The sequence below is a fragment of the Bifidobacterium sp. wkB344 genome (genome assembly GCF_003688305.1).
Classification (GTDB): Bacteria; Actinomycetota; Actinomycetes; order Actinomycetales; family Bifidobacteriaceae; genus Bombiscardovia; species Bombiscardovia mizhiensis.
Map to the genome: position 1 here is coordinate 352,499 of NZ_NPOQ01000016.1, position 15,114 is coordinate 367,612.

At 64.8% G+C, this 15,114-nt stretch carries 9 protein-coding genes; 2 read left to right on the forward strand and 7 right to left on the reverse strand.

Annotated features, from left to right (window positions below; genetic code table 11):
* Nucleotides 1-28 precede the first annotated feature (28 nt).
* From CI601_RS06105 to lepA, 4 genes are all read right to left on the reverse strand, one after another.
* Nucleotides 29-1,576, reverse strand: coding sequence for a glutamate synthase subunit beta (locus tag CI601_RS06105; RefSeq protein ID WP_121914696.1), 1,548 nt, complete (start codon nt 1,574-1,576; stop codon nt 29-31).
* A gap of 1 nt (nt 1,577) precedes the next feature.
* Nucleotides 1,578-6,152, reverse strand: a complete 4,575-nt coding sequence (gene gltB, locus CI601_RS06110) for a glutamate synthase large subunit (protein ID WP_183129776.1) — start codon at nt 6,150-6,152, stop codon at nt 1,578-1,580.
* Between the two features lie 123 nt (nt 6,153-6,275).
* On the reverse strand, nt 6,276-7,616 hold the full coding sequence (gene hemW / locus CI601_RS06115) for a radical SAM family heme chaperone HemW (RefSeq protein WP_121914698.1): 1,341 nt from the start codon (nt 7,614-7,616) through the stop codon (nt 6,276-6,278).
* A gap of 4 nt (nt 7,617-7,620) precedes the next feature.
* Entirely contained in the window at nt 7,621-9,498 is a 1,878-nt protein-coding gene (gene lepA, locus CI601_RS06120) for a translation elongation factor 4 (protein WP_121914699.1), read from the reverse strand.
* 145 nt (nt 9,499-9,643) lie between these two features.
* On the opposite strand from lepA, the gene rpsT reads away from it, so the two are divergent.
* A complete protein-coding gene (gene rpsT / locus CI601_RS06125; protein ID WP_024627969.1) occupies nt 9,644-9,904 on the forward strand; it encodes a 30S ribosomal protein S20 in 261 nt (86 codons plus the stop codon).
* Nucleotides 9,905-9,944: 40 nt separating this feature from the next.
* On the opposite strand, the gene CI601_RS06130 is transcribed toward rpsT, so the two are convergent.
* The 3 genes from CI601_RS06130 to CI601_RS06140 form a co-directional block, all read right to left on the reverse strand.
* A complete protein-coding gene (locus tag CI601_RS06130) occupies nt 9,945-10,739 on the reverse strand; it encodes a trimeric intracellular cation channel family protein (protein ID WP_121914700.1) in 795 nt (264 codons plus the stop codon).
* A 183-nt stretch (nt 10,740-10,922) separates the two neighbouring features.
* On the reverse strand, nt 10,923-12,050 hold the full coding sequence (locus CI601_RS06135) for a branched-chain amino acid aminotransferase (protein ID WP_121914701.1): 1,128 nt from the start codon (nt 12,048-12,050) through the stop codon (nt 10,923-10,925).
* A gap of 187 nt (nt 12,051-12,237) precedes the next feature.
* Nucleotides 12,238-12,861, reverse strand: a complete 624-nt coding sequence (locus CI601_RS06140) for a 50S ribosomal protein L25/general stress protein Ctc (protein WP_024627966.1) — start codon at nt 12,859-12,861, stop codon at nt 12,238-12,240.
* A 237-nt stretch (nt 12,862-13,098) separates the two neighbouring features.
* Here CI601_RS06140 and CI601_RS06145 point away from each other — a divergent pair, with 237 nt between their 5' ends.
* Nucleotides 13,099-15,108 (forward strand): long-chain fatty acid--CoA ligase, encoded by a 2,010-nt coding sequence (locus CI601_RS06145; RefSeq protein ID WP_121914702.1) that lies wholly within the window; start codon nt 13,099-13,101, stop codon nt 15,106-15,108.
* The last annotated feature ends 6 nt before the right edge of the window (nt 15,109-15,114 follow it).

Here is a 15,114-nt window from a genome sequence, read left to right on the forward strand (position 1 = left end):
CCTTCGATCGGCACCATACTTTTTCATATTAGCGTGGGCGCTGGTCGCCCGCAGGCAGGGTCATGGCGCGCTCATCGGCCCGGATGGGAGCAGGCAGTTCGGTGGCGCCGGTCAGATACCGGTCCACGGCCGCTGCGCAGGAACGGCCCTCGGCCAGGGCCCAGACCACCAGGGACTGGCCACGCCCGGCATCGCCGCAGACGAAGATGCCGTCATGATCGGTGGCATAGTCGGCATCCCGGGCCACGTTCCCGCGTCCGTCCAGCCCTACGCCGGTCTGTCCGGTCAGGGTAGCCGTCTCCGGATGGGCAAAGCCAATGCTGATCAGCACCAGGTCGGCAGGCAGGACCCGCTCGGTGTCGGGATGGGGGATGATTCGGTCCTGATCGTCACGGCTGACGTCCACCACGCGAACCCCGCGCACCCCTCCCTCGTGGTCCCGGTCGAAGCCCGTGGGGGCACTGGTCTGGTCCAGGTTGATCCGGTCATCGGAATCGTCGCCCAGATACTCCAGGCTGTCCACCGCGTACTCATAATGGCCGCCCTCCTCCATGGAGGAGGTGGGATTGTAGAGCCGGGCGTAGGTTGGCCAGGGCCGGTTATCGGGCCTGGACGAGGGCTCTTTTGGCCGGATCTGCAGGACGGTGACCGACTTGGCGCCCTCTCGCAAGGCCGTGCCCAGGCAATCCGACCCGGTGTCGCCGCCGCCGATGATGATGACATCCTTGCCGGAGGCATCGATGTTGTTGATGGGCTCGCGTCCCATGAGTTTGCGGGTGGGGTCGGGCAGGAAGTCCATGGCGTAGTGGATGCCCTTGAGCTCCCGTCCGGGCAGGTCCACCACTCGCGGTTCGGTGGAACCGATGGCCACCACCAGGGCGTCATAGCGGGCCCGCAGCTGATCCCAGCCCAGGTCTCGGCCGATTTCGACGCCGGTGCGGAATCGGGTCCCCTCGGCCTCCATCTGCTCCAGCCGGCGGTCCAGCAGGGACTTCTCCAGCTTGAAGGCGGGGATGCCATAGCGCAGGAGCCCGCCAATGGCATCGGCACGCTCGTAGACCACCACCGTGTGTCCGGCCCGGGTCAGCTGCTGGGCGCAGGCCAGCCCTGCGGGACCGGACCCGACCACGGCCACGGTCATGTCGGTCAGTCGCTGCGGCGGCCGGGGCTTGACCAGACCCAGGGACCAGGCCTGGTCGATGATGGTCTGCTCGTCCAGCTTGATGGTGGTGGCCGGCTGATGGATGGAGAGCACACAGGAGGACTCGCAGGGAGCCGGGCAGATCCGTCCGGTGAACTCCGGGAAGTTGTTGGTCAGGCTCAGCCGCTCGTAAGCCTCCTCCCAGCGACCCCGGGACAGCAGGTCGTTGAACTCGGGGATCAGGTTGCCCAAGGGGCAGCCGGTCATGCAGAAGGGGGTGCCGCAGTCCATGCAGCGGGCGGCCTGCTCGGCGGTCCAGGGCCCGGGGCCACTGGTCTGGTGCACGTCGCGCCAGTCCTTCAGGCGTTCAGCGACCGGGCGCTCGGCGAGCTCGTGCCGGGTGCGTACCTTGAGGAATCCCTTGGGGTCGACCATATCAGTGCGCTCCTTCCATGACCTGGGCGTAGGTGGCGTCCCAGACGCCGGGCTCGTTGAAGTCCACCTGCTCGCGCTCGGCCTCTTCCATGGCCTGCTTCATGGCCAGATAACGGCGGGGGACCAGATGGGTGAACCGGGCCAGCGCGCTCGGCCAGTCCTCCAGCAGGTCGGCCGCAGCCTTTGACCCGGTCAGCCGGACATGCTCCGCTATCAGTTCCTTGAGCATGGCCGCCTGGTCCTGGTCAGGCTCCAGGGCCAGCAGGGAGCCGTCATTCCAGGCTTCAGGATTGAGCCGTGATGCATCCATGTCCAGCAGGTAGGCATCCCCTCCCGAGAAGCCGGCGCCGAAGTTGCGTCCTGTGGGGCCCAAAACCACCACCAGGCCGCCGGTCATGTACTCGCAGCCGTGATCGCCCAGGCCCTCGACCACGAAGCGGCCGCCCCCGTTGCGCACGGCAAAGCGCTCCCCGGCCCGGCCCGCCACGAACATGTCGCCCGAGGTGGCACCGAATCCGGCCACGTTGCCGCAGATGACGGTCTGGTGCGGGTCGAATCGAACGCCCTGGGCGGCGTGGAGGACCAGACGACCGCCGGACAGGCCCTTGCCTGCATAGTCGTTGGCCTCGCCGATCACCCGGATGGTCTCGCCCCTGGGGATGAAGGCGCCCAGGGATTGACCGGCAGAACCGGTCAACGTGATGTCCACGGTGTTCGGTGGCAGGCCGGCGGCGCCGTATTGGCGGGTGATCCTGTAGCCCAGCATGGTGCCCACGCTCCGGTTGACGTTGCGCACGGTTGTCTTGATGGCCACCGGCCGACCCTCGTCCAAGGCATCGACGGCCTGGTTGATCAGGTCCACATCCAGGGACTTGTCCAGCTCGTGGTCCTGGGCCTGGGTGTGGTGCAATACCGTGCCCGGGGTGGGGCCAGGCTTGCGCAGGATGGCGTCCAGGTCAATGCCCCGGCTCTTCCAGGTCTGCACGGATGGGTCCCGGCGCAGGCACTCCACGTGGCCGACTGCCTCCTCCAGGCTGGCGAATCCCAGGGAGGCCAGAATCTCCCGCACCTGGCGGGCCATGAACATGAAGAAATTGACCAGATCCTCGGGCCGGCCGGTGAAGCGCGAGCGCAGCTCCGGATCCTGGGTGGCTATGCCCTGGGGGCAGGTGTTTTTGTGGCAGGCCCGCATCATGACGCAGCCCTCCACCTGCAGCGCCGTGGTGGCGAAGCCGAACTCCTCGGCCCCCAGGAGGGCGGCTATGACCACATCGCGGCCGGTCTTGAGCTCCCCGTCGCACTGGACCACGATCCGCGAGCGCAGGTCGTTCATGACCAGGGTCTGCTGGGTCTCGGCCAGGCCCAGCTCCCAGGGGGTTCCCGCGTGCTTGATGGCGTTGAGCGGGGCTGCTCCCGTGCCGCCGTCCTGGCCGGAGATGAGGACCACGTCGGCATGACATTTGGCCACGCCCGCGGCCACGGTTCCCACCCCGTGCTCGGAGACCAGCTTGACGTGGATGCGGGCTCTGGGGTTGGCCATCTTCAGGTCGTGGATCAGCTGTTTCAGATCCTCGATGGAGTAGATGTCGTGGTGGGGCGGAGGCGAGATGAGCTCGACCCCGGGTGTGGAGCGTCTGACCTGGGCGATCCATGGCGGGACCTTGGCGCCGGGAAGGTGGCCGCCCTCCCCCGGCTTGGCTCCCTGGGCCAGCTTGATCTGCAGGTCCGTGGCCGAGACCAGGTAGTCGCTGGTCACCCCGAACCGGGCCGAGGCCACCTGCTTGATGCGGCTGGTCCTTGCAGGATCTGCAATCCGGTCCGGGGACTCGCCGCCCTCGCCCGAGTTGGACCGGGCTCCCAGCCGATTCATGGCCAGGGCCATGGTCTCATGGGCCTCCTGGGAAATGGACCCGTAGCTCATGGCGCCGGTGGAGAAGCGGGTGACGATGGATTCGGCGGGCTCCACCTGGTCCAGCGGTATGGGCGCCCTGTCGGAGTGCAGCTCCATGAGGCCGCGCAGGGTCATGCCCTGCTTGGCCGCCGCGTTCACATGGTCGGTGTAGGCCCTGAAAAGCTCGTAGTCCCCGCGCTTGGTGGACTGCTGGAGCAGGAAGATGGACTCAGGGTCGTTCAGGTGGTCCTCGCCGGTGCGCCGCCAGTGGTAGTTGCCGCCTGTCTCCAGGTCATGCCCGGAGCCGGCGGTCCATTCGATCGGGTAGGCCACACGATGGCGCTGGGCCACCTCGGCGGCGATCTCATCCAGGCCTATGCCACCCACTAGTGAGGTGGTGCCGGTGAACCAACGGTCGATGACCTCACGGCTCAGTCCGACGGCCTCGAAGAGCTGGGAGCCACGGTAGGACATGATGGTGCTCACGCCCATCTTGCTCATGATTTTCAGCACCCCGGTGCTGAGGGCCCGGACCAGGTTGGCGGAGGCCTTTTTCGCATCCACGTGCAGGTCGCCGCTGTTGGCCAGGTTCTCCACGGACTCCAGAGCCAGGTAGGGGTTGACACAGGCGGCGCCATAAGCGATCAGCAGGGCCACATGGTGGACCTCGCGCACGTCGCCGGCCTCCACCGCCAGAGAGACCTGGGTGCGGGTGTGCCGACGGAGCAGGTGGTGTTGGACGGCCCCAGTCAGCAGCAGGGAGGGTATGGGCCCCCAGATGTGGTTGGAATCCCGGTCAGAGAGGACAAGGACATTGCAGCCCTCCTCGATGGCCTGATCCACCTCTCTTTCGATGGCTTCCAGACGCTCCTCAAGGGCCTTGCCACCGCCGGCGACCTGGTAGAGGCCGCGGATCAGACGGGGGCGGAAGCGGCCTTCCAGGACCGGCGCCCGATCCAATCGCTTGATCTGGGCCATTTGGACGGAGTCCACCACAGGCAGGTCGATGTGAATCTTCCAAGCGTGCTCGGGGGTATCCTCCAAAAGGTTGGGCTCGGGGCCGATGGCCGAGGCGATGCTGGTGACCAGCTCCTCGCGCTCCCAGTCCAGGGGCGGGTTGGTGACCTGGGCGAACTTCTGGGTGAAGTAGTCAAAGAGCATACGGGACCGGCGTGAGAGCACAGCGATGGGCGCATCATTGCCCATGGACCCGATGGGCTCCTTGCCGGTTTCGGCCATGGGCCCCAGCAGCATGGTCAGATCCTCCCGGGTGTAGCCGAAGGCCTGCTGTCTGCGGTGGACCGAGATGCGCGAGTAATTGACATGCTCGCGCTCGGGCAGGTCGTCCAGGCGGACGGTGCGTTCGGCAATCCACTTCCTGTAGGGGTGCAGACTGGCCAGCTGGCGCTTGATCTCGCTGTCGGGCACGATCCGGCCCTCTTTGGTGTCGGCCAGGAACATGCGTCCCGGCTCCAGCCTGCCCTTGGCGACGATGGACTCCTGGGGCGTATCCTCCAGGACGCCGGCCTCCGAGGCCAGGACCAGGTGACCGTCATCGGTCAGCTGCCAACGTCCCGGGCGCAGGCCATTGCGGTCCAGCTGAGCGCCCACCAGGGTCCCGTCGGTGAAGACGATGGCCGCCGGTCCGTCCCAGGGCTCGATCAGGGTGTCGTTGTACTGGTAGAAGGCCTTCAGGTCCGGGTCCATGTCCGGATCCTGCTGCCAGGCCGGAGGCATCATCATGGAGACCGCATGGGGCAGTGACCGCCCGGCCAGGTGGAGCAGCTCCAAGGTCTCGTCGAAGGTGCCCGAGTCTGAGGCTCCTGGGGTATTGACCGGCAGTAGCGGGGCCATGTCGCCCAGCAGCTCCGAGCTCAGCTTTCCTTCGCGGGCCGACATCCAGTTGCGGTTGCCCTGGATGGTGTTGATCTCCCCGTTGTGGGCGATCATCCTGAAGGGCTGGGCCAGTGGCCAGGAGGGGAAGGTGTTGGTGGAGAAGCGGGAGTGGACGATGGCCAGGCGGGCCTTCATGGCCGGATCGCTCAGGTCGGGGAAGAAGCCCTGCAGCTGCTTGGTGGTCAGCATGCCCTTGTAGGTGATGGTCCGACAGGACAGGGAGGCGAAGTAGACGCCCAGCTCATGCTCGGCCCGCTTGCGGACCCGGTAGCCCAGCCGCTCCAAGTCCAGATCTCCGCGGCCATCTGGCTCGGCGTCGCACATGATGGGCATGAGGAAGCGGGGCATGGAGGCCAGGGCCTGCAGACCCAGACCGTCCGGGTCGGTGGGCACTGCCCGCCAGGCCAGGACACGCAAACCCTCTTGGCCGGCGATCGAGGCGATGGCCTCCTCCTGGCTGGCAGCCTGCGCTGGATCCCTGTCCAAGAAGGCCATGCCCGCCAGGTAGTGGCCGGTTTCAGGCAGATCCCGGTAGACGCGGGTGCGCATGAACTCGTCGGGCATGGAGAGCATGATGCCGGCACCATCGCCGGTGTTGGGCTCGGCTCCCACGGCCCCTCGGTGGTCCAGGTTAACCAGGACGCGGATGCCCTGCTCGACGATCAGCCTTTCATCCCGTCGGTTGAGGGTGGCCACCATGCCGAAACCGCAGGCATCGTGTTCCGTATCAGGGTCATAGAGTCCTTGCGGGCCGTGGACATGCAGATCGAGAGGGGCCGTGAATGACACTGCAATCACCTCATTCGTGGACGGGGGCGGGGCCGGCATGCTCCACCCTTGAAGAGCCTGGTCATTGGTGAATCAACAGAATAATGCATCCAAAGGTGACATCCATGTAACGTTCCGCAGTGTCTAACGAATGCCTACCGCCTCCAGGACCTGATCGATGACCAGATCGTTGAGCAGGCGGCCCCGGCGGGTCACCTGGATTCTGTCACCCACGGGCAGCAGGAGCCCCTGGTCCACCAGATCCTTAAGGATCTTCGGATCGGCAGGACGACCCGCCTGCCTGGTCAGCCGGTCCAGTCCGAGGCCTTCCGGCAGGCGCAGGGCCAGCATGACCGTCTCCTCAAGGTCCTGCCTCCAGCCCAGAAGCTCAGCATCCTGCCAGGGCACATGTCCGGCATCCATGGCGGCGGCCCAGTCCCTGGGATGGGCGATGTCCCAGGAGCGAATGGCCCGGGCACGCCGCTCCCCCAGGCTGGGCTCCGGCGAAAGCCACCAGCGTGCCTTGGAATCGGCCTCTTGAGCTGTTGTTCCTGTGGCCCTGAACCCGGGAGAGACGGAAGGGATGGGCTCCGACTCCCGGGCCTCTTCCACCGGTGTCATGCCCGGGCCCTGACCCTCCAGAGCACGATAGTGGGAGTGTGCGCCGGGCCCGATGCCGGCCCAGTCCACGTTGTGCCAGTAGCCCAGGTTGTGGCGGCTCTCCTGGCCGGGACGGGCCCAGTTGGAGATCTCGTACCAGTAAAGGCCCGCCTGGGAAAGCATGTCGTCGGCCATCTCGTACTTGGTCGCCTCGTCGTCGTCATCGGGGGCGGGCAACTGGCCCCGGCGCACGGCACGGCCCATCTTGGTGGTGGGCTCCAGGGTCAGCGCATAGGCGGAGACATGGTCCACACCCAGGTCCAGGGCCGCCTGCAGGCTGGTCCGCCAATCTTCAAGCCGCTCCCCCGGCGTTCCGTAGATCAGATCCACGCTGGCCCTGAGTCCCAGGTCCTTGGCAGCGGCCACATCAGTGGTCACATTGGCCGGAGTATGGGTGCGGTCCAGGGTGGCCAGGACGCTGGGCACCGCCGACTGCATGCCGAAGGAGACCCGGTTGATGCCGCCCCGGAGCAGCTGCGCCAGGTAGGCCCGATCCACGGTGTCGGGGTTGGCCTCGGTGGTGATCTCGGCCCCGGGGGACAGACCCCAGAGGTCGGCCACGGCCTCGACCATGCGCACCAGATCCTGTGCGGGCAGAATGGTCGGTGTGCCCCCGCCGAAGAAGATGGTGGACACGGGCGGCTCTATCAGCCCTCGGGAGGTCTGCCAGTCGCGGACCATGCGCATCTCCTGGATGGCCAGGTCGGCGTAGTGCTCCCGGCTGGCTCCCCCGCCCAGATCCCGGGCCGTGTAGGTGTTGAAGTCGCAGTAGCCGCAGCGGCGCATGCAGAAGGGCACATGGATGTAGACCTGGTAGGATCCCACCCGTTCAGCCCTCCTTCTTGGCGGCGGCCCGGATCTTGTCCTTGGTGTCCCGATCCTGGGCCTGGCCGGTGCTCAGGGCGGCGATGAAGGCCTCCTGGGGTACCTCGACATGTCCCAGCATCTTCATGCGCTTCTTGCCGGCCTTCTGCTTCTCCAGCAGCTTGCGTTTGCGGGTGATGTCGCCCCCGTAGCACTTGGCCAGCACGTCCTTGCGCAGGGCGCTGATGGTCTCCCGGGCGATGATCCGAGACCCTATGGCCGCCTGGATGGGGATCTCGAACTGCTGACGGGGAATCAGCTTGCGCAGCTTCTTGGTCATCATCACCCCGTAGGCGTAGGCCTTGTCCTTGTGGACGATGGCCGAGAAGGCGTCGATCTTCTCCCCCTGGATAAGGATGTCCACCTTGACCAGGTCGGCGGACTGGGTGCCGTCGGGCTGGTAGTCCAGGCTGGCGTAGCCCTTGGTCCGGCTCTTCAGTTGGTCGAAGAAGTCGAAGACGATCTCGGCCAGGGGCATCTTGTAGTGCATCTCAACGCGCTCGGGGCTCAGATACTCCATGGTCCCCATCTGCCCGCGATGATCCTGGCAGAGCTCCATGACCGGTCCGATGAACTCCTTGGGGGTGATGATGTCGGCGCTGACCACAGGCTCCAGAATCTGACGAACCTTGCCGTCGGGGAACTCGCTGGGGTTGGTCACCGTGTGCTCACTGCCGTCCTCCATGGTCACCTGGTAGGTGACGTTGGGGGCCGTGGCGATCAGGTCCATGCCGAACTCCCTGCTCAGGCGCTCGGTGACGATCTCCATATGCAGCAGCCCCAGGAAGCCGCAACGGAAGCCAAAGCCCAAGGCCGCCGAGGTCTCCGGCTCATAGACCAGTGCGGCATCGTTGAGCTTGAGCTTGTCCAAGGCGTCGCGCAGTTCGGGGAACTGGGCGTTGTCGATGGGGAAAAGCCCGGAATAGACCATGGGCTGAGGGTCCTGATAGCCGGGCAGGGGCTCCTTGGCCGGGTTGGCCTCGGTGGTGACCGTGTCGCCCACCTTGGACTGGCTGACGTCCTTGACGCCGGTGATCACGTAGCCGACCTCCCCGGCACCCAGAGCCTTGGTGGGGGTCATGTCCGGACTGATCACGCCCAGCTCGATGGGGTCATGCACGGTCGCCCGGCCCATCATGCGAATCTTCTGTCGCGCCTTGAGCTCGCCGTCCACCATCCTGATGTAGGTGACAATCCCCCGGTAGGAGTCGTAGACCGAGTCGAAAATCAGGGCCCGGGCCGGAGCCTTGGGATCCCCCTTAGGGGCCGGCACCTGATCCACGATGCGATCCACCAGCTCGCGAACCCCCTGGCCGGTCTTGCCCGATACCCGGAGCACTTCATCCGTGGAGCAGCCGATCAGGTTGGCGATCTCCTCGGCATGCTTGTCCGGCTCGGCCGAGGGCAGGTCGATCTTGTTGAGGACGGGGATGATGGTCAGGTCATCCTCCAGGGCCATGTACAGGTTGGAGAGGGTCTGCGCCTCGATGCCCTGGGTGGCGTCCACCAGCAGAACCGCACCCTCGCAGGCCTCCAGGGCCCGGGAGACTTCGTAGGTGAAGTCCACATGGCCTGGGGTGTCGATCATGCCCAGGGTGTATTCGACGCCGTCCTTGACCCAGGGCAGGCGAACAGCCTGGGACTTGATGGTGATGCCGCGCTCCTGCTCGATGTCCATCCTGTCCAGGAACCGGTCGTGCATCTCGCGCTTGGGCACGATCCCGCTCAGTTGCAGGATCCTGTCGGCCACCGTGGATTTGCCGTGATCGATGTGGGCGATGATGCAGAAGTTGCGGATCAGCGATTGGTCGGTGAATCCTGGTTGGTTCTTGGCTTCCTGCACCGGTCTGCTCTCCTCACGTACGTCTGGTCTAACGATTCTAGACGATGCCCTGGGCCGAAGCGCCTGCTTCAGGAGGATTCTTCTCCCGGTCGGGTGCTATCATGTTGGTTTGTCTGTACAGATACATTCATCGTTTGGAGCAACATTGGCAAACATCAAGTCGCAGAAGAAGCGGGTCATCACCAACGAAAAGGCGCACCTGCGCAACAAGGAGGTCAAGAGCGCAATCAAGACCTCGGTGCGTTCCGTGCGCAAGGCCGTGGATGCCGGTGACAAGGAGGCCGCTCAGGCTGCCTTCCAGGTGGCCGCCCGCCGTCTGGACAAGGCCGCCGGCAAGGGTGTGATCCACCGCAACCAGGCCGCCAACCGCAAGTCCGGTCTGGCCAACGCCGTCAACGCCCTCTGAACCGGGTGCCCCACAAGGGCCGGTGATCCAAGCGCTTGGGTCACCGGCCCTTTTTCGTATCCGAATTCTCATCGGCATCCTCGTCGGTGTGCTTGATGGTGACGCTGATGTCCGAGCGGCCACGCATCAGATGACGGATGGCCCTGGCCAACTGGGCATCGTTGAGCGACAGCCGGGCTGAACGCCGGTTCATGGCTCCAGGCACCAGGATGTCGAATTTCACCGAGATGATGCGCAGGACGACCACCAGGGCCACGATGGCCAGATCCAGGATCATATCGATCCGGGCCGGATAGAGCCCATGCTGCTGGGCGCGCATAGAGGCCAGGGTCAGCAGGCAACCGACCAAGGAAGGCAGCGCATACCAATGCTGATCCTGAATGACCGCTGGCACCTGGTTGAGGAGAATGTCTCGCAGCAGGCCGCCGACCAGGGCCGTGGCCATGCCCATGAAGATGGCCGTCATGCCGCCGGTTCCGCACATGAGCGCCTTGGCGGTCCCGTTCACCGCGAAGGATCCCAGGGCCATGGCATCGGTGACCAGCATGGACCAGGTCATCCTGCTGATTTCGGGATGGGCGACAGCCACCACCAGGCCGGAGGCCAGGGTCACGATGACCGAGCCCTTGTCGGTGATGCCGCTGGGCGGCACCTGACCCAGAAGAACGTCGCGGACCACCCCGCCTCCCAGGGCAGTGATCCAGGAGACCAGCAGGATGGCGATGATGTCGTACCCCTTGCGTACGGCAGCCAGACCACCTGAAAGCCCGCAGCTGAAGATGCCCAGGTACTCGATGACCATGAAGATCAGGTTCCCCTCCAAGGCCGTCTTCATACCGCACTTCTCCTCCCGGAACCGTCCTGCACTCAAGTCCGTCTATAGATTAGCCAACCCCAGAGCTGAACAGGCCGGTGATGTGCGCAAGGCCACAAAAACGAAAGAAGGCGACCCAAGGCGAAATGTCGCCCTGAAGTCGCCTTTCCTTGCAAGACCTGTCAGGCAGGATGAGGTCAGCGCTCAGCAGACCTTCCACATCCAGTCGTGCGGATCCTCGATCTCGCCCAGCTGGATGCCCAGGAGCTCGTTGCGGAAGTCCATGGTGACCTTGCCTGAGCCACCGTCGGCCACCTGAACGTCGAAGTTCTCGGACTTGAAGCGCCCGATCGGGGTGATGATGGCAGCGGTTCCGCAGGCGAACACCTCAGTGACCTCGCCGGAGCGGATGTCGTCCAGCAGGGTATCCAGGCGGATCATGGTCTCCACCACGTCACGACCGTGGTCCTGGGCCAGGGCGATCAGAGAGTTGCGGGTGACACCGGGCAGAATGGTTCCGGTCAGGCTGGGGGTCTCCAGGTGTCCGTCCTTGTGGACGGTGAACATGTTCATGCCGCCCAGCTCCTCCAGGTAGGTCTTGGTGGCCGCGTCGACAAAGCAGACCTGCTCGCAGCCGTGCTCGGCACCTCGGTTCTCACCCAGCAGGGAGGCCGCATAGTTGCCGCCGCACTTGGCGAAGCCGGTGCCGCCAGGGCCGGTGCGGAACCACTTGTCCTCCACCCAGATGCTGACCGGCTTGACGCCGCCGGCGAAGTAGGGTCCCGAGGGCGAGGCGATGACGCAATAGTCCACCGCATGCGGGGCGCGCACGCCTAGGAAGGGCTCGGAGGCGAACATGTAGGGGCGCATATAGAGCGTGTACTCACGCCGCCTGGGCACCCAGGCAGCGTCACGGCGGACCAGGGCCGCGACCGATCCCAGGAAGTCATTGGGTTCAAGCGGGGGCAGGGCCAGACGCTTGGCTGAGTTGTAGAAGCGCTGGGCATTGGCATCAGGGCGGAAGAGCCAGATGGAGCCATCGTCGTGGTAGTAGGCCTTCAATCCCTCGAAAGCCTCCTGGGCGTAATGGAGAACCGAGGCCCCCGGATCCAGACTGAGTGGTCCGTAGGGCTCAACCCTGCGATCCTTCCAGCCGTCATCCGAAGTCCATCCCATGTGGGCCATGTTGTCAGAGAAGAGCTGGCCGAAGGCGGGCTTGTCAATCAGCCGGGCACGCTCCTCGTCAGAGGCGGGCTGATCGTTGGGAATGACCTTGAAAGCGTCCGCCAACTCATTGAGTGCCTTCGGGTCGTGATGTGATTGCTCTGCCATTGTCTACCACTTCTTCTTGCTACTGTATTTGGTTGCTCGGGTGTAATGCTTATGGCGATGCCCGGTACCCGAACTATCGCATAGGCAGGCCTTGACCTGTTCAAGACATTTCGCATAGTGACCGTCATAGGCAAAAAGGCCACAGGATCCTGATGATCCCATGGCCTTGCACAACAAACCTCTGGACTCACTCGCTCTGGGCGTCGTCCTCCGGAGCAGCCTCCGCATCGGCCTGTTCGGTCTCCTCGGTGGGGGTCTCCAGGCTCTCCTCCTTGGGGATCTCGACGGAGACGATGGATTCCTCCATATCGTCGATGACCAGCTCGGAGCCCTCGGGCAGTTTGACGTCCTTGGCCAGGATCTTGTCGCCCTCGGACAGGCCCTCCACGCTGATATCGATGCGCTCGGGCAGGTTGGACACGTCAGCACGGACCTGCAGGTTCTGGGTGTCGATCAGGGCCACGGCAGCGCCCTTGGTCTCGCCGCTGACGAAGACAGGCACCTCCACGGTGACCTTCTCGCCGGCGCGGACCTCGTAGAAGTCGATGTGCTCCACCTGGCGCTTGACCGGGTTGCGCTGCACGTCCTTGACAACGGCGGTCTTGGTCTGTCCGCCGAAGCTGATGGAGAAAAGGGCGTTGGCGCGGCGCAGGGCCAGAGTGGTCTCGCGCATGGGCAGCTTGATGTAGTCGGGCTGGGCACCGCCGGCGTAGATGGTGGCAGGGATCTGCTGGGCCACGCGCATGCGGCGTGCCGCCCCCTTGCCGAATTGGTCGCGAACTTCGCCCTCGAGCTTAATTGTGTTAGCCATGTTTGGCTTCCTTCCTTGAGTGGTTCCTCAAGACCGACCTGGGCCGGTCCTGGCGCATCGCCGCGTCGGATTCCGGACCGCCCATAAGGAAAGGCCGCCGATGATCCAGCCGAGTCGATAACGGAGGCCATGAGAGCCTCCCTCGCCAAAGCAACGAGCCTACTTTAGCACCGGGCCCACCCTTCTCCAAGTGGGCGACTATTCTGGACATATCCCGCGATTATTGAAGGAGACAACGTGTCGTTACTAGCATCGGTCAAATCTTTTGTGGCACACCAGGTGGGTCATGGGGAGGGACCGACTGGCGAGGAGGCCGCGGATCCATCAGGTGCCGCCCAGGAAGCCCTCGCCCTGCCCAACACGCATTTCTGGTCGGCTGACTACGCCACCACCACGCGCATGGATCCGGCCTCGGGACTGCTCTCGGCCACCACCGCCGGCATGGGACCGGTGCCAGACGACATGACCGTCTATGACATCTACGCCGACCGGGCCCGTCGCACCCCCGACCAGCCGGTCCTGCACTTTGTGGAGAACGGCAGCTGGACCTATCGGACCGGCCGCGAGATTCTGCATGACATCAGAACCACCGCCAAGGGCTTCTTGCACTACGGGCTGAAGAAGGGCGATGCCGTGGCCTTCATGTGCAGGACCAGCTATGAGTGGGACATCGTGGATGCCGCGGTCCTGTCCATCGGCGGGGTCATCGCCACCATCTACGACACCGATTCAGCCGAACAGATCCGATTCATCGTCAACAACTCCGATGCCAAGCTGTTGGTGGTACAGACCGCCGAGATGCGGGCCAAGGCCGAGGGGGCCGACAAGGAATGCCCCACCCTGGAGCGGATCGCCTGCCTGGAATCCGGGGCCCTGCAGGAGCTGCAGGCCTATGGGGAGTCGGTCAGCGACGCCGAGCTTGACGAGCGGATCAACTCCATCCGCAAGACCGATCTCTGCTCCATCGTCTACACCTCCGGCTCCACGGCGGCTCCCAAGGGCGTGGAGATGACCCATGAGCATTATTGCCAGCTGGCCAGGAACCTGAACGCCTTCATCCCCAATCTGACCCATGACCCGGATGGATCCATCCTGCTCTTCCTGCCCCAGGCCCACACCTTCGCCCGGGCCATCAGCTACGGGGTCGTCTACGGGACCATGCACGTGTACATCTCCTCCGGACTGGCCACCCTGCTGCCCGACCTGCAGGAGTCCAAGCCCACAGTCATCATCGGCGTGCCCAGGGTCTTCGAGAAGGTCTACAACGCCGCCTCGCAGAAGGCCGGACATGGCATTAAGGGCAGGATCTTCAACGGGGCGGCCCGAGCGGCACGCACCTACATGGAAGACATCTCCCGTAAGGGCTGGCCGACCAAGCGCAGCGCCCTGCGGCGAGCCCTCTATGATCCGCTGGTTTATTCTTCTTTGCGCCAGGTCCTGGGCGGACGGGCCAAGTGGATCGTCTCCGGAGGCGCTCCCCTGGACCCGGAGCTGCTGGGGTTCTTCCGGGGCGCCAATGTTCCGGTCTATGAGGGCTATGGCCTGACCGAGACCACCGCACCCTGCGCTTTCAACCCCCTGGGCACCCCCTACCACCGGGGTTCAGTGGGCATCCCCTTCCCGGGATTCACCATCCGCATCGCCTCGGACGACGAGGTACAGATCAAGGGTGTCTGCGTATTCCACCGCTACCACAAGAACGAAGAGGCCACTCGAGCATCCTTCACCGAGGACGGCTGGTACGCCACCGGCGACCTGGGACGGCTCTCCCGTGACGGATTCCTCTTCCTGACCGGGCGCAAGAAGGACCTGATCATCACGGCCGGCGGCAAGAACGTCTCCCCCAGGCCCATCGAGGAGGTCATCGAGCGTTCCGAGATCGTTTCCCAGGCCCTGGTTCTGGGCGACAAGCGCCCCTTCATCTCGGCCCTGGTCACCCTGAACGAGTCCGCCTTGCGGCCCTGGCTGGCCTCCAAGGGGCTGGATCGCAACATGTCCCTGCAGGAGGCGGCCCAGAACGCCGTGGTCCGGGCAGAGGTCCAGGAATACGTGGATCGGGCCAACGAGGGCGTCTCCCGGGCCGAGTCAGTGCGTAAATTCATCATCCTGCCCGAGGAGTTCACCCAGGACAACGGACTGATGACACCATCCATGAAGGTGATCCGGCCCAAGGTCATCGAGCGCTACGCCGACCTGCTGAACACCAAGATGTACACGGCCAAGCGCGCCCAGGCACCCCGCCGCTGAGCATGA